Below are 21,940 nucleotides of genomic sequence, written 5' to 3' on the forward strand. Positions count from 1 at the left end.
CCTCCTTTAGCGAATAGCGTCTTGAAAAACGGTTAATTCATTCAGTATATCTTCATTAATATCAACGCCTAATCCAGGTTTTTCTGTTAGGCGAATAAAAGGTACGTCATAGGAGAGGTTACCGACATCTTTTGTGAATTTTAACGGTCCTGTTAGTTCAACGCTCGTGATGATTTTTTTCGAAAAAGCAACATGGAATCCTGCAGAAGATGCAACAGATGATTCGACCATGGAACCAACTTGACATTCAATACCGGCCATTTCAGCTTGATGAGCGAGTTTGACGGCCGGATAGATGCCGCCGCATTTCATTAGTTTTATATTCACTTTATCAGCTGCGTCTAATTTAATAATTTGACGCATTTCACGAGAGCCTTTTAGTCCTTCATCAATCATAAGTGGGAGGTCTGTTTTAGAACGAATATGAGCCATTGCGTCAATATCATCCGCTACAACAGGTTGTTCAATCCAATCGATGTTTAAATGTCCTAATGAACGAAGTGCGGTTAATGTGTTCGCGCTATTTTTCCATCCTTGGTTTACATCAACGCGAATGGCGATATCATTTCCTACACGTTCTCGTACAGCTTCAATTCTTTTCACATCTCCTTTGACATCTGTCCCGACCTTCATTTTAAAAGATTGATAGCCTTTCTTTATCATGGAAGCAGCTTCTTCTGCCATATCTGCTGGAGAAGCGATGCTTAAAACATGAGTAATTGGAAAATCTTCATGATAACGACCACCGATTAATTGATATACAGGTTGATTCAATTTTTTACCCATTACATCAAAGCAAGCAATATCGATAGCTGCTTTTGCTGTAGGAACACCGTAAATGGTGCTGTCCATAATATCATGTATTTTCTCGATGTTCATTGGATTCTTCCCGATTAGAGCAGGAGCTAGTGTATGTTTTAAAGTATGGAAAGTACTTTCCCATGATTCACCTGTAACGTGATCATCAGCTACACTTTCGCCGTAACCGACAATACCTTCATCTGTTTCGATTTTGACAATGATAGAAGGCATATCATAATAAGTGCCGTAGCTAATAATAAATGGATTTCGAAGTGGTAAACGAATTGCGTAAAGATGAATGGCTGTAATTTTCATTAGATAATTCACGTCCTTTGTATCATAGATTTAAAGTTACACATATTCATAAGGAGTTTAGACAAATGATGAGTAATTTTAAAAAGAATTTTCAGAATTTTAATCTTAATTATCTTATTATATTTCAAAAGAAATGAAGGGACAATCTATTGACATTTGAGTGAATATTCAATATGTTTTTCGAAATAGGATTTTTTATAAATGAAAAACTGCTTCGAATTTAGGAAGGAGACTAGAAAGTTGAAAACATTAGAGCTACAAGAACGTTTAACTGAAATTTTTCAGCATTTACACGAAAACCCTGAAGTAAGTTGGAAGGAATATGAGACAACAGCTTATATTACTAAATTTCTAGAAGAAGAAGGAATTTCATATAAAGTATTTGATGATTGTCCTGGCGTTATAGCTGAAATTGGAATGGGAAACCCAGTTATCGCGATCCGTGCCGATATGGATGCATTGTGGCAAGAAGTTGATGGGGAATTGAAAGCGAATCATTCCTGCGGTCACGATGCTCATATGACAATTGTGATGGGGCTTGTTTTACAGTTGAAACGAGAAAATTGGGGAAAAGGAACAGTTCGATTTATTTTCCAACCAGCAGAAGAAAAAGGGAATGGTGCACTGAAGATGGTGGAGAAGGGCGCTGTAGATGACGTTGATTTCTTATTTGGTGTTCATTTACGCCCAATTGAGGAACTCCCTTTAAAAAAAGCTGCACCATCTATCCGACACGGGGCAGCAGGGTTTTTAGAAGCGAATATACATGGGGATGATGCGCACGGAGCAAGGCCCCATCAAGGTGTGAATGCGATTGATGTCATCTCTATGATTAATATCGGATTAAAAAACATTTGGCTCTCACCGCAGAAATCATACTCTGTCAAAATGACGAAATGCCAAGCTGGTGGAGACAATTTAAATATCATTCCAGGGAATGGGCAATTCGGTTTGGATGTAAGAGCTGAGAGTAATATATTGCTAGAAGAGTTAATGAAAAAGATAGAGCATTTCATTCAGTCAGCTGAATCAATGGGAACGAAGATTTCTTACGAATGGGTTGACATTGCACCTGGGGCAGAGGTATCGGAAGAGGCAGAACAAATCATGCGTAAAGGAATTCTTGAAATATATGGAGAGGAAGGTTGCGCATGGCCGCTTTATACAACAGGGAGTGATGATTTTCATTACTATACGGTTAAAAGGCCTCATTTAAAAGCTGTTATGTTAGGATTAGGGGCGGATTTAAAGCCAGGATTACACCACCCTCATATGGTGTTTGATCACGCTTGTATAATGGATGGAGTAGAAATATTGAAACAAACTGTGCTGAAAGCTTTAAAATAAAATCCTAATTTTATCGAACTTTTTAGAGTATCAGGAAACAAGTACCGGCAGATTTTTTGTCGGTATTTGTTGCTTGGTCGATATCCTTTGTCGAATCGCCGATATATTTGAATTTGCGCCGATATATTGTGAGAAATGGTCGATATATTTGAAAAAACGCTGATAAAATTTCATTTACCAATTCTTGTTTTCCATTACAATCTGAAAGGCCTGATTTTATCAGGCTTTTTTCTGTGGTGTATAATAAAAAGTATTATTTCTTAACGGGAGAAAAACAATGAACGAACAATATTATGATGCGGTATTAAATATAAAAACAGTAGGAGAGCAAAAAGGATTCAATAAGTCTCTCCATTATCATCGTTACGAACCAACGCCATATAGCGGGCTAGAAGAACTGTTGAATCAATATGAAATAAGTAGTCATGACCAGATTGTAGATTTTGGGTGCGGAAAAGGGCGGTTAAACTTTTATATTCATCATAAGTGCGGTGCTTCAGCAGTTGGAATTGAAATGAATGAAGAATTCTTTAAAGAAGCGATGGAAAATCGTGAACGTTACGCGAGAAAGGCGAAGAGTAGTAAGAATAAAATTGAGTTTCAATGTTGTTTAGCACAGGAATATGAAATTGATTCACGTGATAACCGATTTTATTTCTTTAATCCATTTTCTGTGCAAGTATTTATGAATGTCGTAAATAACATATTGCTTTCAGTGGAGGAAATAGAAAGAGACATTGATATTATTTTGTATTATCCATCGGAGGATTATATCTTTTTCCTAGAGAATCAGACGGCATTTGAGTTGAAGAAGGAAGTTAGATTGCCGGGCGCTTATGAGAAGAATGGGAATGAAAGGTTTTTAATTTATAGATTAGGAGTAATGGGAAGATAAAAAATGGCTGTGCTATCTAATTGATAGTACAGCCATTTTTGTAAATCATATTTATTAATAAAACGTATGACTCACGTCCGTTTTATTAGTTACGGATTAAGTAATCAAATGCACCTAAAGCTGCATTCGCACCTGATCCCATAGAAATAATAATTTGTTTGTATGGATTATTTGTACAGTCACCTGCAGCAAACACTCCTGGTACGTTTGTAGCACCGTGCTTGTCTGTTACGATCTCACCACGAACGCGTTCAACTGTGTCGCCTAACCAATCTGTGTTTGGCACAAGACCGATTTGAACGAATACACCTTGAAGTTCGATGTGATGAACTTCTTCTGTTTCACGGTCGATGTAAGAAATACCGTTTACTGTGTCAGTACCAGTAATTTCTTTCGTTTGAACGTTCATTAGAACAGTTACGTTAGGTAAGCTGTAAAGACGATCTTGCAAGACAGCATCAGCTTTTAATTCTGGCATGAATTCAAGAACAGTTACGTGTTTTACGATACCTGCTAAGTCGATTGCTGCTTCAATACCAGAGTTACCGCCGCCGATAACTGCTACGTGTTTTCCAGTGAATAATGGGCCGTCACAGTGAGGGCAGTATGCTACACCTTTGTTTTTGAACTCAGCTTCACCTGGTACGCCAACATTGCGCCAACGAGCACCTGTTGAAACGATTACGCTCTTACTTTTCAGAACAGCACCGTTTTCAAGTTCCACTTCAATAAGTTCTTTCTTTTCTAAACGTTTTGCACGTTGTAGATTCATTACATCAATGTCGTACTCTTTTACGTGCTCTTCAAGGCTTGCTACTAGTTTAGGACCTTCAGTGCGTTTTACGCTGATGAAGTTCTCAATGCCCATCGTATCCATTACTTGACCACCGAAGCGCTCAGCAACGATACCTGTGCGGATACCTTTACGTGCTGCATAAATTGCTGCACTTGCACCAGCTGGGCCGCCACCAACAATAAGAACATCGTATGGATCTTTATCAGCGAACTCTGATGCATCAGGACCGTTACCCATCTTAGCAAGAATTTCTTCAAGTGTCATACGACCACTACCGAAAGATTCGCCATTTAGGTAAACAGTTGGTACTGCCATGATGTCTTTGCTTTCTACTTCTTCTTTGAATGCAGCGCCGTCAATCATAGTATGTGTAATACCAGGATTAAGAACGCTCATTACGTTAATTGCTTGTACAACATCAGGGCAATTATGACAGCTTAGGCTGATATAAGATTCAAAGTGATACTCACCTTGAATGTTTTTAACTTGATCGATTACTTTTTGCTCAACTTTTGGAGCACGTCCACTCACTTGCAGTAAAGCTAGCACTAATGAAGTAAATTCGTGTCCTAAAGGAATACCAGCGAAAGTTACTCCAGTGTCTTCACCGATGCGATTTACGCTAAAGCTTGGTGTTCTCTCAAGTTCTACTTTTTCTACTGTAATCTTAGATGACATAGTAGCTAATTCATCCACTAGAGCTAACATATCTTTAGATACGTCATCGGATCCTGCGCTAACTTTAAGTAAGATATCGTTCTCCATTAATTGAAGGTATTGGGCTAATTGTGTTTTTATGTCTGCATCTAGTATCATTTTGATCGCGCTCCTTAGATTTTACCTACAAGGTCAAGGCTTGGTTTAAGTGTTGCAGCGCCTTCTTTCCATTTAGCTGGGCAAACTTCGCCTGGATTGTTGCGAACGTATTGTGCTGCTTTAATTTTGTTAGCAAGAATGCTTGCATCGCGGCCGATACCGTCAGCATTGATTTCTACAGATTGGATAATTCCGTCTGGGTCGATGATGAATGTAGCACGAGCAGCAAGACCTTCTTCTTCAACTAATACGTCGAAGTTGCTAGTGATTGTGCGAGTTGGGTCACCAATCATAATGTATTCGATTTTGCCGATAGTTTCTGAGCTATCATGCCATGCTTTATGTGTGAAGTGAGTGTCTGTAGATACAGAGTATACTTCAACGCCTAGTTCTTTTAAAGTTGCGTATTGGTTTTGTAAATCTTCAAGTTCAGTTGGGCATACAAATGTGAAGTCTGCTGGGTAGAAGCAAACTACGCTCCATTTGCCTTTGAAACTTTCATCAGTAACTTGGATAAACTCTCCATTATGGTAAGCATTTGCTTTAAAAGGTTTTACTTCTGTGCCGATTAATAACATATTAAAATTCCTCCTAAATGTGGGTTTTAAGCAACATAAATTAGCTTGCTCATAAAATAAAGTTTTTAATTAACTATAATAATTCTAATTCGATATTTATTATCATATAAAATTGTTTATTTTGTCAAGGGGAATGTACAACTTTATTGAAAAGAATTATCAATTGATTTAGAAATATAAGGTTCTTTCTCTTAAAATGGATGCGATACTGGTAAAATTTATTCCTTTTCATTCTATTATAGTAGAAGATACCATCAATAACTCTAATTATAATTTGAATATTATTTGAAATTTCAAGCGAATCTTTTTCTATGATTTGTTTCATAGCAATCCTTATTTCGTTAGAGAATAATAATATGATTATGTGCATCGGAATGATGAATAAAAAAGTGAATAGATTAGGATAGATGAGGAATTTTAGTTATTCTTAAGTTGTATTCTATATTAACGAATGGTAAGAACCTGACCTTAAAATTCAGCAAAGGCAAAGAAGTTATGTGGAGGATAGAAGAAAACCACTGATTAAAGTTTTACTTTATGTATGAAAAGAAACGTTGACTCCCATTTTCAGCAAGCTATAATAAAAATTAGATGTTCGTTTCGAACAACATATGATACAAAAAGAACAATCTATAACATAGATTGAGCACAAAGCTTTCAATCTATTATTTTTTACGGCTTTTAGAAAACGCTTACATTTAGTGTGGAGGGAGAAACCATGGCTAAGTTCACAGAGTATTTTTTAATGGAAGCTAATGATGTGATTGAGTATGTGAAAGAGAAGTTACCTAAGTTTGAAAATATAAAGGGCTTACAGTGTAAAGAAATTGGGGATGGCAATTTAAATTATGTGTTTCGTGTTTGGGATGAGAAAAATGGAACCTCTGTCATTGTGAAGCAAGCTGGGGATACAGCGCGTATTTCAGATGAGTTTAAACTATCTACAAATCGAATTCGTATTGAGTCAAATGTGTTGCAGCTAGAGGGGAAGCTGGCATCTGGACTTGTACCTGATGTGTATGTATTTGATAGCGTGATGAATTGCTGTGTGATGGAAGATTTATCAGACCATACGATTTTGCGGACCGCACTTATTAACCATCAAATATTTCCAAAGCTTGCGGATGATTTAACGACTTTTATGGTCAATACGCTTTTCCTAACATCTGATGTAGTAATGAATCATAAAGAGAAGAAGGAACTTGTAAAAAATTATATGAATCCTGAGCTATGTGAAATTACGGAAGATCTTGTATACTCTGAGCCTTTTACAGATCATAACAAACGCAACGAACTGTTTTCACTAAATGAAGGATGGATTCGGGAGCATATATATGGAGATGATCAGCTTCGTCTAGAAGTAGCAAAACGTAAATTTTCATTTATGACGAATGCGCAGGCATTACTTCATGGTGATTTACATACTGGTTCTGTGTTTGTAAGAAAAGACTCTACAAAGGTGATTGATCCAGAGTTTGCTTTCTATGGCCCGATGGGATATGACGTTGGGAATGTGATGGCAAATTTAATGTTTGCTTGGGTAAATGCTGATGTGGTGATGGCCGATGGAGTAGAGAAAGATACATATATGAGTTGGTTGGAATCTACGATTATAGATGTAATCGACTTATTTGAGAAGAAATTTTTAGAAGCATGGGATATTCATGTAACAGAGATTATGGCAAAGGAAACTGGATTTGATTGTTGGTATTTACAGTCTATATTAGAGGATACGGCTGCTGTGACGGGACTTGAGTTAATACGTCGCATTGTCGGATTAGCGAAGGTGAAAGATATTACATCGATTCCTAATGATGAATCTCGTGCGAGAGCAGAACGTATTTGTTTACAAGCAGCGAAGGAATTTATTTTACGAGCAGATGAATATAGAACAGGAACGAGCTTTTTACAAACGCTAAAAGAACAGTCTATGCATAGTGCAAAGTAAGGAGAGAAGACAATGTCAGAGCAATTAATACCAATTCAGTGGAAAGATGATGCTTTAGTTTTATTAGATCAAACGTTATTACCGAATGAGGTAGTCTATGAATCTTTTACAACAGCTGAGGGTGTATGGGATGCCATTCAAGTCATGAAAGTGCGCGGGGCACCAGCAATTGGTGTTTCAGCAGCTTACGGTGTGTATTTAGGTGTAAAGGAAGCATCTGAAGATTCGTTGGAGTCATTTATAGGAGAAGTAAAAAAGGTCTGCACATACTTAGCGACGTCAAGACCAACAGCAGTAAACTTATTTTGGGCGCTTGAGAGAATGGAAAATGTGGCAAAAGAACATTCCCATTTATCTATCGATGAATTAAAAAATAGGTTGTTAGAGGAAGCAAAAGCAATTCATAAAGAAGACGAAGAAATTAACCGTCAAATTGGAGAGCATGCATTAACATTGTTCCAAGATGGTATGGGTGTACTTACGCACTGTAACGCTGGTGCTTTAGCAACAACGAAATATGGTACTGCAACAGCGCCGATGTACTTAGCCAAAGAAAAGGGATGGGACTTAAAAATTTATTCTGATGAGACCCGTCCTAGATTACAAGGATCAACACTAACAGCACTAGAATTACAGAGAGCTGGTATTGATGTAACTGTCATTACCGATAACATGGCGGCGATGGTTATGTCACAAGGGAAAATTGACGCAGTTATAGTTGGTTGTGACCGCGTAGCAGCAAATGGTGATGTGGCAAATAAAATTGGAACACTTGGTGTATCCATTTTAGCAAAATACTATAACATCCCATTCTATGTCGCAGCACCAACGCCGACAATTGACTTAAAAACACCAACAGGTAAGGAAATTCCAATTGAAGAGCGAGATGCTTCTGAAGTAATTAATCGATTTGGACAATATTCAGCTCCAAAAGAAAGTAAAGTATATAATCCAGCATTTGATGTAACACCGCATGAGAATGTAACAGCAATTATTACGGAAAAGGGGATTGTTAGGGCTCCATTTACTGAGAACTTAAGAAAGCTATTTTAGTCATTATGAAATATATAAATCTATTTTTATGAAGTGTGTAATAAACAGTGCATTACAAAAATTATTACAGATACAATGGTGCCACTAACACCATTTTAGCAAGAATGTATATAAATACAAATTGAAAAACCGACATAAGATTATTCTTTTTAGGTGGGAGAGAGCATCTAGCCATGCATAGAAGCGGTCAGGTCTTTTTCCTGCCACATGCCAAGTTAAAACAAAGAGAGAAAAAGAGTGCAGGTCACCTTTTGTTCTTCATAGCAGGGGATTATATGTTGAAAAATCAAAATAGATTTGTATATTAACAACTATAAAGAATATGGTACACCAATTATTTTAGCAAACTAGTCATCACAAGGTTCACATCAAGGGGGGTATAAATATGTTACTACAAAAAGAAAGAGAAGAGATTGTAGCGTATGGTAAGAAAATGATCACTAGCGGATTAACAAAGGGAACAGGCGGTAATATTAGTATCTTTAATCGTGAGCAAGGTCTTGTTGCAATAAGCCCAAGTGGCTTAGATTATTTTGAAACAACGCCTGAAGATGTAGTTATATTGAATTTAGATGGTGAGATTGTAGAAGGTGAAAGAAGGCCTTCAAGTGAACTGGATATGCATCTTATTTATTATAGAAAGCGTGAGGATATCAATGCGCTTGTGCACACTCACTCGCCTTATGCAAAAACAATTGCATCATTAGGATGGGAACTTCCAGCAGTATCTTATTTAATCGCTTTCGCAGGGCCGAATGTACGCTGTGCACCTTATGAAACATTCGGAACAAAAGAATTAGCTGAGGCAGCTTTTGAAGGCATGATTGACCGTCGTGCAGTCTTACTTGCTAATCATGGTTTAATGGCTGGTGGGAACAATATAAAAATGGCGTTTACTGTTGCGGAAGAAATTGAGTTTTGCGCACAAATTTACTATCAAACGAAGTGTATTGGAGAGCCGAAATTGTTGCCAGAAGAAGAGATGGCAACATTGGCGAAAAAGTTTGATGGGTATGGTCAACAGTAAGATTAATGAATAGAAAAATCCCTTGAGAACAACTTTATTCTCAAGGGATTTTTTCTATTTCTTCAATAATAGATACATAAAATAAGGAGCTCCAATTAAAGCAACCATGACCCCCGCAGGAATTTCACTTGGTTCTACAATATGACGACCAATTGTATCTGCAAGTAATAATAGCCATCCGCCAATTAATATAGCGACAGGGATGAACAGTTGATGCCTTGGCCCAACTAAAGACTTTGCGATGTGAGGAGCCATAAGCCCGATAAAGGCGATTCCTCCTGTCACTGAAACGGCAGAAGCTGCTAATGCGACGGCAGCTATGAGGAGTGAACGACGTTCTTTTTCGAGCGCGATACCAACGCCAATTGCTACATGCTCGTTTAAAGCAAGGAGATTTAAGCGATTTGCTTTATAGAGAGTAAATGGAATGAGTACAGCTAACCATGGAAGAAGGGCGAGAACAAAAACCCAGTCATCTCCCCAAATGTTTCCGGCAATCCATTTTGCGATAAAGTCTACTTTTGCACGCTCAGCCGATGAAATGAGAACAATCATCATTCCAGAAAGAGCAAATGAAAATCCAATTCCTGTTAGTGTCAGTCTTATTGGCTGAAGACCAGCAGTTTTACTATATGAAAATACATAGATGAGACAAGCTGTAAGAAAGGCACCGATAAATCCTACAATTGGTAGGAAATAAACAAATGAACCTGCGTCTACTGGAAAATATAAAAAGAAAACAGCAACCGCAACGCCTGCTCCTGAGTTAATACCGATAATACCAGGCTCGGCTAAATCATTACGCGTTATTCCTTGTAATATAGCTCCTGATAAGGCAAGTGCCATACCAGCTAATAGTGTAATCACAATTCGCGGTAATCGAAGAGAAAATAAAATAAATTCTTCTTTAAATGTACCTTGGCCCAATAGTGTAGGCAGTAGTCTATCATAGGATAATGAAGCTGCTCCTAGGCCCATTCCAATTGTAATGGTCGCTGCAATAAGTATAAGTAAGGCAAGTACGATTACTCTTTGTCTTTTAGCTTGTTGAATCATGAGAACGATCTTCCTCCTTTACGTACGATAAATAGGAAGAATGGTAAGCCTACGATTGCGATAATGGCAGCTATTGGCGTTTCATAGGGAGCGTTAATTGTGCGTCCAAGTGTGTCTGCTAATAGCATAAAGGAAGCACCCGCAATAGCAGACATTGGTATAACAAACCGATAGTCAGGTCCGACAATAGGGCGGACCATATGAGGTACCATTAAACCGATAAATGCCATATTCCCAACAAGTGCAACAGAAGCACCAGCAAGTAAAATGATAACGATAAAAAGAATGGTTTTAATGACGATAATTTTTTGGCCTAATCCAACGGCTACTTCTTCACTTAAGCTAAGAATGGTCAATTTCTTTGAAAATAAAATTGCAATGAATATGCTAACTGAAATAACTGGAACAATAACTTGTAATTGGCTCCATGATGTCCCAATTACACCCCCAGCAGTCCACATAGATACGTCTTGTGAGATTTTAAAGTAAATTCCGATTCCCTCTGAAACAGCGATTAAGAATGCAGAAACAGCAGCCCCGGCTAGTACAATTCGAAGAGGCGAAAGCCCACCTTTTTTCATCATACCAATCCCGAAAACCATAATGGCCCCGACAGCAGCCCCGATAAAGCAAGCAATCATCATATAAAAATAATTTACAGAAGGGATAAATGCAATTGTAATCGCGAGTGCAGCATTTGCACCGCCAGTTAGCCCAAGTAATCCTGGATCAGCGAGTGGGTTTCGCGTGATGCCTTGCATAATCGCACCAGAAACAGCGAGTCCAGCTCCAACAAAAATGGCTGCAATTTCACGTGGTAAGCGAAGTTCACGGATGAGGGAGAATTTTTCTCCATTAGCATTAGAAGTAAGCGCTATCCATACATCCTTTATAGTGGTATCTGCTGCGCCAAATACCATAGCAATCATAAATATAATAAAGAACACAATGATTCCTAAAATGAGCTTGTACACAAAGGAAGTGGAACGTAGATTGTCTTTTGTCATTAGTTTCACATCTTTTCTTTTCATAGAATAAAGGAAGAGGAATTCTTTAAATAAGAATTCCTCATTGTTGTTATATTATTTACCAAGAAAGCTTTTCTTGAAGAAATCTAGTTGGAAGTCTAATGTAATTGGATCATTAAAATAGAATTCTTTCGCGTTTACTTCAAATGCTTTATTGTTTTTAACAGCTGGAATGTTTTTATACGATTCTGTTTCTTGGAATGAATTATTCGTATCGTTGTTTTTACTAATAATTAAGTAATCTCCAGCGTACTCAGGTAGAACTTCAGCAGATAATGCATAATAGCCATCTTTTAAGGCTTTTTCTTTTACTTTTTCAGGCATTTTTAATTTCATTTCTTGATAAAGAATTTCTGTTCCACGACCCCAGTTATCGCCGAATACATAAATTTGTTTGTCAAAGTTTTCGATAACAGAAACAGTTGTATCTTCACCGATTTTTGCTCTAATATCTTCTCCAGCAGCTTGCGCACGTTTTTTGAAATCATCAACCCAAGCTTTTGCTTCTTTTTCTTTATTTAATAATTTACCGATTTCTAAATGTTGTGTTAAGTAGTCTACTTTTCCATATGTGAATGTTACAGTAGGAGCGATTTTCTTTAACTTATCGATATTTTTAATGTTTGATAAACCAATGATTAAATCTGGATTTAATTCGATAATCTTTTCAACATTTTCATCAGATACTTCTGTAACATCTTTTAATTGTTTTTCAAAACGTGGGTTCATTTTAGACCATGAATCTACACCAACAAGATTAACACCTAAAGACATCACGTTACCTGCGAATGATGATAGTACAACAACACGTTTTGGATTTGCAGGAACTTCAACTTTACCATTTTCAGATTGGTACGTAATTGTTTCTGATTTACTTCCCTTTGCAGTTGAATCGTTTTTCTTATCTGTCGAGCCGTTGCTACAAGCACTCATAACGAGTACGAATAGAACTGTAAGTGAAATGAATAATTTTTTCATTTTTCTTCTCCTTTTATAAAGTGTATGGAATGTATAGTTTTCTAACAAGATAGGTGTTTTAATTGTTCTTATAAATCTTGAAATTGAGATTTATTACCATGAAATATTGAGTGAGTTATAAATAAATAGTTATTTTCCCTCCAATTTTGTTAATAGTTTACATATTGATAATGATTATCAATACTAACTCTTTAAATAATATAATTTTATCTTTTTGTCTTGTCAATAGTAATTTTGATTGTAAATCTAACGGAAAAAAGGTATATTTTACTGAGAATGATAATCATTTAAAAAATGGTCGAGGAGTGAGCACAAATGAATCTAGAAGAATTATTTGATGTGACCGTGATTGGAGGAGGTCCAGCAGGGCTGTACTCAGCGTTTTATAGTGGGCTTAGAGAAATGAAAACAAAAATAATTGAATTTCAACCACAGTTAGGTGGGAAAGTACATGTTTATCCTGAGAAAATGATTTGGGATATCGGGGGATTGCCACCAGTTACTGGAGCAAAGTTAATTGATCAGCTTGTTGAGCAAGGATTAACCTTTCATCCAGAAGTAGTATTAAATGAAAAAGTAGAATCGATTACTAAGAATCAAGAGGGTATTTTTGTGTTAAGAACTTCCTATGGCCAAAAGCATTTTTCAAAAACAGTTATTGTAGCTACTGGAAGCGGCATATTAAAGCCACAAAAGCTAGCAATTGAAGGGGCAGAGAGATTTGAAGTATCGAATTTAAATTATACTGTTAAATCTTTAAAGCACTTTAAAGATAAGACTGTCATCGTTTCAGGTGGAGGGAACTCTGCGATAGATTGGGCAAATGAATTAGAGCCAATTGCGAAAAAAGTTTATTTAACATATAGAAAAGATGCTTTAGTTGGTCATGAAGCGCAAGTTACTCAACTTATGAACAGTTCAGTTTCCTGTATCTTTCATACATCGATTACGAAATTAATTGCAGGCGAAAATCATGAAGCAATTGAACGTGTGGAACTGACTAATCATGAAACAGGAGAAATTTCCTATTTACCAATTGATGAGGTAATCATTAATCACGGTTATGAACGTGATATGACATTATTGGAAAATAGCGATTTGAATGTTGAAATTGCTGATGATTATTTTATTGCTGGGAGTACGAATAGTGAATCTTCAATAGAAGGACTATATGCTGCTGGAGATATTTTAAAGCATGAAGGGAAATTACATTTAATTGCGGGTGCTTTCCAAGATGCTGGAAATGCTGTAAATAAAGCAAAACAATTTATTCAGCCAGATGCGAGTGAATATGGAATGGTATCATCGCATAATGATGTATTCAAACAGCGTAATAGGGAGCTTATTAAGCAAATGATGAAATAGAAGAAAAAACAGAGGGAAAATGAGTGTAAATCTCATTTTCTTTTTCGTAGCAGATATATGAAAGATGTTTCAATTACCTTTGATAACAAATAAACACCCAGTTACTTTCCTATCTTTATTAAGTAAGGAAGGAGGCTGGGTATTTATCTGTTTACTCTTTTTTTTATCATTTGTATTGCACCGATTTCTTCAGTTCACGTCTTTTACATGTATTTTGAAAGAAGAGAATACAGAGACGGGAACATTTTATTTGTAAAATTTTTCATTTCTTTTTTAAAGATAAGGAAAATTATGCTGTTCCTTGTGTGTACTGATCAGGAAATTGTTTATTTTGCACAGAAGAGATGTATTGTTTTCCATGTTTTCTAGCAACAGATTCTAGTATTTGACGTACACGTTTTGTAAGTTGCCCTTTGCTTTGGAATGCTTCGCAGTATGCGTCATAGTAAGCATATTTAGCCCAGAGAAAATCATCTTGCTTGAATAAGAAATGATTTTGATACCATTCCCCAATAGTATTATAGTTTGCGTCTTCATTTGCAGTCTTCGTTTGCTCAATAATTCTTTTTGGTAAAGCTTTAGAAAGTTGAGCAGCAGTGTTTGTTGTTTCCGCCTGTAATGATTGCTCTAACATTGTAATGATGTGACGAGTTGCCATGTGTTAACTCTCCTTTTGTAAATGGATAAATGCCATCTGTATTTTTTGAATACTCACTATATTATTATACATTATATGGAATGCATCTACCTGCTTTTTGATTTGGATTTACAAAATCTTTTTATTTTGTTTACAAAAGTGTCCTATAATAAAGTAAGATGAATGCTGTATAGGAAAAAATAATAAGGGAATGAAACCATTGTATATAACGATAAAAGAAGCAGCAGAATATTTAAATCTTCCTGAATCTTACGTTGAAGAATTAGTTCAACAAAAACGAATTCGAGCTTTGTATGACGGTGAGCAATATTTGCTGAATAAAGAACAGTTCAACACACATTTAGAGCAAATGGAAAAATATAAGCAGTTAGTAGAAGAAATATTAAATGAGCCAATTCCAGAGGATATGGATGTAAAAGACGAAGATTAATTTTCTTGGAGTTATAGCGTCGTATTCTATGAAAAATTATACAGAACCAGTTTTATAAATACCGTTTCAAGAGCTATAGGATAAGCATCTTGAAACGGTATTTTTTATGATGAAATAATAAAGTTTTTTGTATAAGATGGAGGGCTAATTTCAGGATGGGCATTGATAGAAGCCATGTTAGTCTTTTATACATAAGGGATATATGTACTCCCGTGTTAAAAACATATTTTTGTATAATGAGACAATCATAGAGAACGTAACCTGTATAGATACATATACTATCAGTGCAAACGACTTATAAGACACTGAAAGGAGTTTTCTCATGAGCACCATTAGTAGTGACTTGCTGTATGGATTGATTGGAGAAAGTGTTAGAGTGAATCGAGGTGGACCAGAGTCCCAAAAAGGTACAGTGGTCGCAGTGTATTTGGATTATTTCATTTTATTAAGTGAAAACAAAACATTTTACTATTATCAACTTCAACATCTAAAAAATATTACAAAGAATGCAAAAGACGTTGCTGCAGATATTGGAATTTTACCAACATTTGCAGAAGGTGAAGATTTTCAAGGTTTACTACAAATTTTAAAGCACCGTTGGGTAAAAATTAATTGCGGCGGTCTAGAAAAGATTGAAGGAATTCTACAAGATGTTTCTTCTGAATATGTGACATTAATTGTAAAAGAGGAAATTGTACAGATTCCGCATTTTCATATTAAAAATGTAAATTATGACATACAGGCACTAGAAGATGAAATATATGGTTATCAAGACTATCAGTCAAATAACTAATAATCCAATCAAAATATAATATATGTTTCATATTCAAAAAGTAAGAGGAATAAGACAATCAAGTGGATAATCGAGGCAAATCGTAATAAAGCAAAAGGAGGGATAAAATTGGAAAATATATTACCTGAAAATCAAATAGAAAGCTGGATTTATCAAAGCGTAAAAGTAAATCTTGGAGGGCCGGAAAGCTGTACGGGTGTTTTGTTAGAGGTAGGCGGTGATTATCTCATTTTGCAAGGAAATACGGGAGAAGTCATTTATTATCAACGGCGGCATGTAAAGGGTGTTATGAAAAAGAAAAAAGATATAGGATTAAGTCCTTATTTTATTGAGCAATATTATGTGGATGGTACCACCTTTCAAGAGATACTAGGTAGTCTTAAATATAAATGGATCAAAATCAATCGTGGGGGACTAGAAAGTGTAGAAGGGGTATTAAGTGAAGTAAATGAAGAGTACGTTACACTAATAAACCGTGATGAAGTAATCTACGTTATTAATGTTCACATTAAAAACGTGAATCAAATCGTTCAAACTAATAAAGATGAAGAAGAGTAATGTTTGATTAGTAAGAGGAGGAAAATATTTTTAGTTGAATTGCTATTATTTTACTATAGTTTAAATGTCCCCTCTGCTATTTATGCTGGTGGGCAGAGGTTATTGTGTCGTTCTGCATACATGCTTTCCCCTTATTATTCTTTTTTAGCTACATGTGAATGAGAGAAAGAGAGGAAGCCACTCTTTGAACAAAGGAGGATAAAGATGAGTGAACTAAGCAAAAATATTGGAGAATATATCTATGTTACATTAGTTGGTGATAAAAGGTTTAAAGGAATATTAATTGATGTGGGCAATGATATTGTTGTTATTTTTGATGGAAAAGATTACATCTACATTTCCTTATATCATATTCAATATTATAAATTTATGGCGAATTTTGTGGCCGAAATACAAAGAACAGAAATGGATTCTATCATGAAAATCGAGTCGCCGTCCATTTCCCTACGAAAAGTCTTGAGCACAGCTAAAGGGATTTTTACAGAGGTTTATGTGGCGGGTGATCACTCTATCCATGGTTATGTTACAGGTGTTATGAATGATTATTTAGTATTCTATAGCCCCGTTTATAAAATAGTATATATTTCTTTAAAACATCTAAAATGGTTAATCCCCTATCAAGAAAATCAAATTCCGTACTCCCTCAGTAGAAATGAACTTCCAGTTAATCCATTAAATATTACCCTAGCTAGAACATTTGAAGAACAGCTAATCAAAATGTCAGGAAAAATGATGGTGTTTGATTTAGGAGAACATGCAAATAAAATTGGGAAGATGACGAAAATTGAAGATAGTCATATTGAATTAGTCAAGGCGCGCGATGAAAAAATATATTTAAATATTCAACATGTAAAATCGGTTCATTTTCCGTAAGCGAGTTAAGAAGGCTTGCTTTTTCTTTTATATATGTAGAAGAAAAGGTCGAGCCTATTTTTATCCAGTTATTCGGGGGCAGTAAGAATCCTACCTCAAAATTCAGCGAAAGTATTGTCCAGCCCTAGTGGTTAGAATTTCCGGTCGTTTCGCCCCCTCGTCCGAGGGGGCTCCAATGTCCTGCGATTCTGAGCGAGCCGCTTCCGCTTTTCTAAAGAAGTTAGGAGGTGGACCAACTACCTGTAAAAGCCTGATTGGTGAGGGCTGATTGAATTTTCACCTTATATCGTTTTTTATTTAGGTATATAATAGCTATTTCCTATGGGATGATAGTATTATAAAATTTGTATGACATAATAATTAGATAGAGAGGAATCCCTATTTAAATTAAATAGGGTTAAAGAATTACAGGTTGCTGTGACAACAATTTCATAAGTACAATTTAAAGAATTAACCAATGCAACATCACTGTTATATTGCTTAAGAGGGGTTATTTGGATGAGTAAATTTCAAAGCTTAATGCGGGAAGAAAAGGAAGCATTAAAAGTATTTTTATTGCTATTCTATATTATTTTTTTTATATATGACATTATATATTATTACATATATCCTGTAATGAACATAAATGAAGCGCAAGTCGGATGGCCAGAGGGTGGACTAGGGTTTTGGATATATATTTTTGTAAGTTTGTTATTTCCAACTTCAATGTATCTTCAAAAGATAGGGCATACATATGCTGTTAAATATTTATTTTCAATGGGCTATATGCTAATTGATGTTATCAATAATTTAATGATTTATTTAAAAACAGATCGCGTATTTGAAAATGGAAATATGGTAGAAATATTTCTAATACTTTTTGCACCGGTTTTTGTAAATAAAAGATATTTTTATTTAGTTGCTTTCAGTGTAATTGGTAAATATACGTTTTTTACTGTAGTACTACAAGATATAAAAGTGGTCATCCCTTTAGTGTTGTGTATCTTTTTCTTCATCATTTCTAATTCTTTATTAAAAAGATTTCAATCGTACGTTCGCACAGTGGTGACAGTGTTGAAAGATAAGGAAAAAACTGAGAATCTTGTGTTGATTGGAAAAATGTCTACAGCAATTGGGCATGAAATTCGAAACCCGCTAACCGCTTTAAAAGGGTTTACTCAAATTCAAAAGGAACGCAATCCAACTGATGCTGTTAGTTACGATATTATGCTACAAGAAATTGAGAGAATCAATGGGTTTGTTAGTGAATTAATGCTACTTGGAAAGCCAAGACCAACAACTTATCAATTGTGTGATATGCAAAAGATTTTGTTATATGTTGTTCAATTGATGGAAAGTTATGCAATGCAGTACGCTGTAAAAATTGATATACAGGTAGATGGAGACCTACCTAATATAAAAGGTGACGAAAAACAATTAAAGCAAGTCTTATTAAATGTTGTTAAAAACGGAATTGAATCTATGATGGATGGTGGAAGCTTGAAGGTTTACGCATCTAAAACAACTGAAGAAAAAATTTATATTTGCATTCAGGATGAAGGATGCGGTATGAATAGTGAAAAAATAGAAAAGCTAGGAAAAGCTGTTTATACAACAAAGGAGAATGGAACTGGCCTTGGCTTAATTATTACACACAAAATCATTGCAGAACATCAAGGTAATATCAAATTTGAAAGTGATGTTTGTGAAGGGACAAAAGTAAAAATAACATTGCCAACTATATCGAAATTAGAAACAAGAGCACTTTTCTGAAAAGTGCTCTTGTTGTGTAAATATAAACATTTTATAAAAAGATTCGAGAATGCTTTTTTTTATAAAACACTTAGTTTATAATAGAGAAAAATATCGGTATGTAGCTTGTTGCTCATATAACGGTTTGTAGTTTTTTGTTTTACGTGAACTAAAAAGAGGGGTGCACACGCATCCTTTTTTCTATGCAGATATTATGAAAGAGGTGGTATGATGGAATTAACATTAAATTCGACTGTATGTTTACACACGATTCAATTTCGAAAAGAACAAAAGAATTATATTGTAAAAGATACAATTACAGGCGAAAAGTATGAAATGCCGCCACTTTGTATTGATGCACTTGCAATGATGCGTGACGGCTTTTCATTAGGAGAAATCGAAGAAAAATTAAAGGAAGAATATCCAAAAGAAGAAGTAAACATTCTAGAATTTACGAGGCAATTGTTAGAACTAGAGCTTGTTGGAATGGTTGACGGTGAAGAAATCATTTGTACGAAAAAGAAAGATAAAGATTATTTTGCATGGGCTCGTCCTCGTATTGAACAATTTTTCTTTCATTTAAACCGAAAATATCGAAGCAGAGATCAATGATGATCTCTGCTTTTTTATTGCAAGAACGAAAATAGATATTCACCCAACTTAGGCTTCAAGCATATTGTGACTTATGTAAGTAGACTGCTATAAAGGAGTGAGGGCAGTGACAGGGAAAATTTTAAATTATTATGCTGGAGGAAATACAGCGAGAGGTTTTTATAGTTTATATGAGGAAAATTTAATTGGATTGGAAAGACTTTTCATTTTGAAAGGCGGTCCAGGAACAGGGAAATCCTCATTGATGAAAGCAATTGGGCGTGAGTGGGCTGGAAGAGGATACGACATTGAGCTTTTACATTGTTCTTCTGATAATAAATCCATCGATGGTGTTATTATTCCAAAATTAAAAGTAGGAATTGTAGATGGAACAGCACCACATGTCATTGAGCCAAAAACACCTGGAGTTGTAGAGGAATATGTAAACTTAGGTGTTGCATGGGATTCCGAGAAATTACGAAAACATAAAGATGAAATTAAACGTTATATTTCAGAAGCAAGTGGTGCATTTCAATCAGCATATGCTTGTTTCAAAGAAGCATTAGCTATACACGATGATTGGGAAAGAATTTATATTGATAATATTGATTTTCAAAAAGCGAATGAATTAACAAATCAGCTTATACAAAAGTTATTTGCAGAAAATAAAGGAAAACAAGCTGTTGTAAAGCACCGTTTCTTAGGAGCAGCAACACCAAAAGGTGCGGTTGATTTCGTTCCAAATTTAACAGAAGGTATCCCGCATCGTTATTTTATAAAAGGACGGCCGGGATCAGGAAAATCAACAATGTTAAAAAAATTAGCAGCTGCAGCAGAAGAAAAAGGTTTTGAAGTTGAAGTGTATCATTGTGGTTTTGATCCGAATAGCCTTGATATGATTATTGTAAGAGAATTAGGTTTTGCAATCTTTGACAGCACTGCGCCGCATGAATATTTTCCAGAGCGAGAAGGTGATGAGATTATTGATATGTATGATCTCATTGTTACTCCAGGAACAGATGAAAAATACGCTACAGAAATTCGCGATGTTTCCATTCACTATAAAACAAAAATGAGTGAAGCGATGTCTTTTTTAGCGAAAGCAAAAGCAGTTCGAGATAAACTGGAGAGAATGTATATTACTGCGATGGATTTTACAAAAGTAGATGCTTATAAAGATGAAATACAGAGTGAATTTGAGCGAATTGCAAAACTTATTGGCAAACAGCAAAAATGAAATAATTGTAGAGCTGTCAGGAAGGACCTGACAGCTTTCTGAGAAATTTGTCCCGCATTAACGGGCAGTAGACCCCCACCTCAAGATTTAGAGAGAAACGGGGAAGATAGGTGGGGGATGAAGAAAACCCCCACGGATTAAAATTTCACTTTATTATCTTACATACGAAAGGGTTGCCGATATATTGATGTTAAAAGTAGAATAACACTTCAATAATAAGAATATTATATTTGTCGAATTTCCAGGGAAATGATCAGAAAATGAGGATGATACATATGAAGGATAAAATTCAATTGGAATTAGAAAGAATTGAGAAAGAGAATAATGTGAAAATTTTATTTGCAGTAGAATCTGGAAGTCGTGCATGGGGATTTCCGTCGAAAGATAGTGATTACGATGTTAGATTTGTATACATTCATCCGGTAGATTGGTATTTATCCATAAATGAAAAACGTGATGTTATTGAGTATCCAATTAGTGATGTTTTAGATATAAGTGGTTGGGATATTAGAAAAGCACTGCAACTATTTGCGAAATCAAATCCAGCATTATTAGAATGGATTCGTTCTCCGATCTTTTATTCTAAGAACTCGGATCTCCCAGAACGTCTACAGAAAATGAGCGAAAGCGATTTTGATCCAAAAGCAACGATTTATCACTACTTACATATGGCTTCAAAAAACTATCGTGAATTTTTACAAGGAGAGCGCGTGAAGTTGAAAAAGTACTTCTACGTATTGCGCCCTATTTTAGCTTGTAAATGGTTAGAAGAGAAAGGGACATTACCACCTGTAGAATTTGAACGATTCATTAATGAATTGTCGCTGGAACAAAAGCTTTTAAATGAAATTGAAGATTTACTAATAAAGAAAAAAGCGGGTGTTGAGCTGGATGCTGGTCCAAAAAATATAGTATTAAATGAATTTTTGGAGGAGGAGATAAAATATTATCAGGAATATGTGAAGGGGATTGAAAAAGGAAGGGGCATTGAAGTTGAGAAGTTGAATGATTTGTTTCGAAATATGTTATTTGAAATAAGAACCGAGCGCCAGTAGAGTGGTGCTCG

21 protein-coding genes are annotated in these 21,940 nt (G+C 35.5%); 14 read left to right on the forward strand and 7 right to left on the reverse strand.

Annotation, left to right across the window (positions count from 1 at the left end):
* Nucleotides 1–6: 6 nt before the first annotated feature.
* Nucleotides 7–1,116 (reverse strand): mandelate racemase/muconate lactonizing enzyme family protein, encoded by a 1,110-nt coding sequence (locus LOK41_RS16170; RefSeq protein WP_241817413.1) that lies wholly within the window; start codon nucleotides 1,114–1,116, stop codon nucleotides 7–9.
* Between the two features lie 240 nt (nucleotides 1,117–1,356).
* On the opposite strand from LOK41_RS16170, the gene LOK41_RS16175 reads away from it, so the two are divergent.
* Both LOK41_RS16175 and LOK41_RS16180 read left to right on the forward strand, forming a co-directional pair.
* On the forward strand, nucleotides 1,357–2,463 hold the full coding sequence (locus LOK41_RS16175) for a M20 peptidase aminoacylase family protein (protein ID WP_241817414.1): 1,107 nt from the start codon (nucleotides 1,357–1,359) through the stop codon (nucleotides 2,461–2,463).
* A gap of 277 nt (nucleotides 2,464–2,740) precedes the next feature.
* Nucleotides 2,741–3,358, forward strand: a complete 618-nt coding sequence (locus LOK41_RS16180; RefSeq protein WP_241817415.1) for a class I SAM-dependent methyltransferase — start codon at nucleotides 2,741–2,743, stop codon at nucleotides 3,356–3,358.
* Between the two features lie 85 nt (nucleotides 3,359–3,443).
* Here LOK41_RS16180 and ahpF read toward each other — a convergent pair whose 3' ends face one another.
* Both ahpF and ahpC read right to left on the reverse strand, forming a co-directional pair.
* A complete protein-coding gene (ahpF, locus tag LOK41_RS16185) occupies nucleotides 3,444–4,970 on the reverse strand; it encodes an alkyl hydroperoxide reductase subunit F (protein ID WP_241817416.1) in 1,527 nt (508 codons plus the stop codon).
* Nucleotides 4,971–4,984: 14 nt separating this feature from the next.
* Nucleotides 4,985–5,548, reverse strand: coding sequence for an alkyl hydroperoxide reductase subunit C (gene ahpC / locus LOK41_RS16190; RefSeq protein ID WP_241817417.1), 564 nt, complete (start codon nucleotides 5,546–5,548; stop codon nucleotides 4,985–4,987).
* Between the two features lie 718 nt (nucleotides 5,549–6,266).
* Between ahpC and mtnK the strand changes: the two genes are divergently transcribed.
* From mtnK to LOK41_RS16205, 3 genes are all read left to right on the forward strand, one after another.
* Nucleotides 6,267–7,496 (forward strand): S-methyl-5-thioribose kinase, encoded by a 1,230-nt coding sequence (gene mtnK, locus LOK41_RS16195; RefSeq protein ID WP_241817418.1) that lies wholly within the window; start codon nucleotides 6,267–6,269, stop codon nucleotides 7,494–7,496.
* Nucleotides 7,497–7,508: 12 nt separating this feature from the next.
* Nucleotides 7,509–8,549 (forward strand): S-methyl-5-thioribose-1-phosphate isomerase, encoded by a 1,041-nt coding sequence (mtnA, locus tag LOK41_RS16200; RefSeq protein WP_241817419.1) that lies wholly within the window; start codon nucleotides 7,509–7,511, stop codon nucleotides 8,547–8,549.
* 385 nt (nucleotides 8,550–8,934) lie between these two features.
* The gene (locus LOK41_RS16205; RefSeq protein ID WP_241817420.1) at nucleotides 8,935–9,576 is read left to right on the forward strand and encodes an L-fuculose-phosphate aldolase; all 642 of its coding nucleotides are present in this window, start codon (nucleotides 8,935–8,937) and stop codon (nucleotides 9,574–9,576) included.
* Between the two features lie 54 nt (nucleotides 9,577–9,630).
* On the opposite strand, the gene LOK41_RS16210 is transcribed toward LOK41_RS16205, so the two are convergent.
* From LOK41_RS16210 to LOK41_RS16220, 3 genes are read right to left on the reverse strand one after another with little or no spacing between them, the layout of a single operon-like run.
* Complete coding sequence (locus LOK41_RS16210; RefSeq protein WP_241817421.1) at nucleotides 9,631–10,632, reverse strand: FecCD family ABC transporter permease; 1,002 nt, start codon at nucleotides 10,630–10,632, stop codon at nucleotides 9,631–9,633.
* A complete protein-coding gene (locus LOK41_RS16215) occupies nucleotides 10,629–11,663 on the reverse strand; it encodes a FecCD family ABC transporter permease (protein ID WP_241817422.1) in 1,035 nt (344 codons plus the stop codon). Before LOK41_RS16215 ends, LOK41_RS16210 begins: the two co-directional genes overlap by 4 nt.
* Nucleotides 11,664–11,714: 51 nt before the next feature.
* Nucleotides 11,715–12,638, reverse strand: a complete 924-nt coding sequence (locus tag LOK41_RS16220; protein WP_241817423.1) for an iron-hydroxamate ABC transporter substrate-binding protein — start codon at nucleotides 12,636–12,638, stop codon at nucleotides 11,715–11,717.
* A 315-nt stretch (nucleotides 12,639–12,953) separates the two neighbouring features.
* Between LOK41_RS16220 and LOK41_RS16225 the strand changes: the two genes are divergently transcribed.
* Nucleotides 12,954–14,003, forward strand: a complete 1,050-nt coding sequence (locus tag LOK41_RS16225) for an NAD(P)/FAD-dependent oxidoreductase (protein ID WP_241817424.1) — start codon at nucleotides 12,954–12,956, stop codon at nucleotides 14,001–14,003.
* A 289-nt stretch (nucleotides 14,004–14,292) separates the two neighbouring features.
* On the opposite strand, the gene LOK41_RS16230 is transcribed toward LOK41_RS16225, so the two are convergent.
* Nucleotides 14,293–14,661 carry a hypothetical protein gene (locus tag LOK41_RS16230; RefSeq protein ID WP_241817425.1) on the reverse strand — a complete coding sequence of 123 codons (369 nt, stop codon included), beginning with the start codon at nucleotides 14,659–14,661 and terminating at the stop codon, nucleotides 14,293–14,295.
* 190 nt (nucleotides 14,662–14,851) lie between these two features.
* On the opposite strand from LOK41_RS16230, the gene LOK41_RS16235 reads away from it, so the two are divergent.
* The 8 genes from LOK41_RS16235 (at nucleotide 14,852) to LOK41_RS16270 (ending at nucleotide 21,929) form a co-directional block, all read left to right on the forward strand.
* Nucleotides 14,852–15,091, forward strand: a complete 240-nt coding sequence (locus tag LOK41_RS16235) for a helix-turn-helix domain-containing protein (RefSeq protein WP_241817426.1) — start codon at nucleotides 14,852–14,854, stop codon at nucleotides 15,089–15,091.
* A gap of 322 nt (nucleotides 15,092–15,413) precedes the next feature.
* Nucleotides 15,414–15,884, forward strand: a complete 471-nt coding sequence (locus tag LOK41_RS16240; protein ID WP_241817427.1) for a spore coat protein — start codon at nucleotides 15,414–15,416, stop codon at nucleotides 15,882–15,884.
* Nucleotides 15,885–15,992: 108 nt separating this feature from the next.
* Nucleotides 15,993–16,442 carry a spore coat protein gene (locus LOK41_RS16245; RefSeq protein ID WP_241817428.1) on the forward strand — a complete coding sequence of 150 codons (450 nt, stop codon included), beginning with the start codon at nucleotides 15,993–15,995 and terminating at the stop codon, nucleotides 16,440–16,442.
* A 204-nt stretch (nucleotides 16,443–16,646) separates the two neighbouring features.
* Nucleotides 16,647–17,315 carry an LSm family protein gene (locus tag LOK41_RS16250; RefSeq protein WP_241817429.1) on the forward strand — a complete coding sequence of 223 codons (669 nt, stop codon included), beginning with the start codon at nucleotides 16,647–16,649 and terminating at the stop codon, nucleotides 17,313–17,315.
* A gap of 498 nt (nucleotides 17,316–17,813) precedes the next feature.
* Complete coding sequence (locus LOK41_RS16255) at nucleotides 17,814–19,067, forward strand: ATP-binding protein (protein WP_241817430.1); 1,254 nt, start codon at nucleotides 17,814–17,816, stop codon at nucleotides 19,065–19,067.
* Nucleotides 19,068–19,277: 210 nt separating this feature from the next.
* Nucleotides 19,278–19,658 (forward strand): hypothetical protein, encoded by a 381-nt coding sequence (locus LOK41_RS16260; RefSeq protein WP_241817431.1) that lies wholly within the window; start codon nucleotides 19,278–19,280, stop codon nucleotides 19,656–19,658.
* Nucleotides 19,659–19,764: 106 nt separating this feature from the next.
* Nucleotides 19,765–20,874: a PRK06851 family protein gene (locus tag LOK41_RS16265; RefSeq protein ID WP_241817432.1), complete on the forward strand. Its 1,110-nt coding sequence runs from the start codon at nucleotides 19,765–19,767 to the stop codon at nucleotides 20,872–20,874.
* A 275-nt stretch (nucleotides 20,875–21,149) separates the two neighbouring features.
* On the forward strand, nucleotides 21,150–21,929 hold the full coding sequence (locus LOK41_RS16270; protein ID WP_241817433.1) for a nucleotidyltransferase domain-containing protein: 780 nt from the start codon (nucleotides 21,150–21,152) through the stop codon (nucleotides 21,927–21,929).
* Nucleotides 21,930–21,940: the final 11 nt, after the last annotated feature.

Origin of the sequence: Bacillus sp. TL12 (genome assembly GCF_022625245.1) — a bacterium.
GTDB lineage: Bacteria > Bacillota > Bacilli > Bacillales > Bacillaceae_G > Bacillus_A.

Excerpts from the sequence above, each read along its gene's own strand:
- LOK41_RS16170 (WP_241817413.1), bottom strand. The coding sequence starts at position 1,116 with ATGAAAATTACAGCCATTCATCTTTACGCAATTCGTTTACCACTTCGA.
- LOK41_RS16180 (WP_241817415.1), top strand. The coding sequence starts at position 2,741 with ATGAACGAACAATATTATGATGCGGTATTAAATATAAAAACAGTAGGA.
- ahpF (WP_241817416.1), bottom strand. The coding sequence starts at position 4,970 with ATGATACTAGATGCAGACATAAAAACACAATTAGCCCAATACCTTCAA.
- ahpC (WP_241817417.1), bottom strand. The coding sequence starts at position 5,548 with ATGTTATTAATCGGCACAGAAGTAAAACCTTTTAAAGCAAATGCTTAC.
- mtnK (WP_241817418.1), top strand. The coding sequence starts at position 6,267 with ATGGCTAAGTTCACAGAGTATTTTTTAATGGAAGCTAATGATGTGATT.
- mtnA (WP_241817419.1), top strand. The coding sequence starts at position 7,509 with ATGTCAGAGCAATTAATACCAATTCAGTGGAAAGATGATGCTTTAGTT.
- LOK41_RS16205 (WP_241817420.1), top strand. The coding sequence starts at position 8,935 with ATGTTACTACAAAAAGAAAGAGAAGAGATTGTAGCGTATGGTAAGAAA.
- LOK41_RS16210 (WP_241817421.1), bottom strand. The coding sequence starts at position 10,632 with ATGATTCAACAAGCTAAAAGACAAAGAGTAATCGTACTTGCCTTACTT.
- LOK41_RS16215 (WP_241817422.1), bottom strand. The coding sequence starts at position 11,663 with ATGAAAAGAAAAGATGTGAAACTAATGACAAAAGACAATCTACGTTCC.
- LOK41_RS16220 (WP_241817423.1), bottom strand. The coding sequence starts at position 12,638 with ATGAAAAAATTATTCATTTCACTTACAGTTCTATTCGTACTCGTTATG.
- LOK41_RS16225 (WP_241817424.1), top strand. The coding sequence starts at position 12,954 with ATGAATCTAGAAGAATTATTTGATGTGACCGTGATTGGAGGAGGTCCA.
- LOK41_RS16230 (WP_241817425.1), bottom strand. The coding sequence starts at position 14,661 with ATGGCAACTCGTCACATCATTACAATGTTAGAGCAATCATTACAGGCG.
- LOK41_RS16235 (WP_241817426.1), top strand. The coding sequence starts at position 14,852 with ATGAAACCATTGTATATAACGATAAAAGAAGCAGCAGAATATTTAAAT.
- LOK41_RS16240 (WP_241817427.1), top strand. The coding sequence starts at position 15,414 with ATGAGCACCATTAGTAGTGACTTGCTGTATGGATTGATTGGAGAAAGT.
- LOK41_RS16250 (WP_241817429.1), top strand. The coding sequence starts at position 16,647 with ATGAGTGAACTAAGCAAAAATATTGGAGAATATATCTATGTTACATTA.
- LOK41_RS16255 (WP_241817430.1), top strand. The coding sequence starts at position 17,814 with ATGAGTAAATTTCAAAGCTTAATGCGGGAAGAAAAGGAAGCATTAAAA.
- LOK41_RS16260 (WP_241817431.1), top strand. The coding sequence starts at position 19,278 with ATGGAATTAACATTAAATTCGACTGTATGTTTACACACGATTCAATTT.
- LOK41_RS16270 (WP_241817433.1), top strand. The coding sequence starts at position 21,150 with ATGAAGGATAAAATTCAATTGGAATTAGAAAGAATTGAGAAAGAGAAT.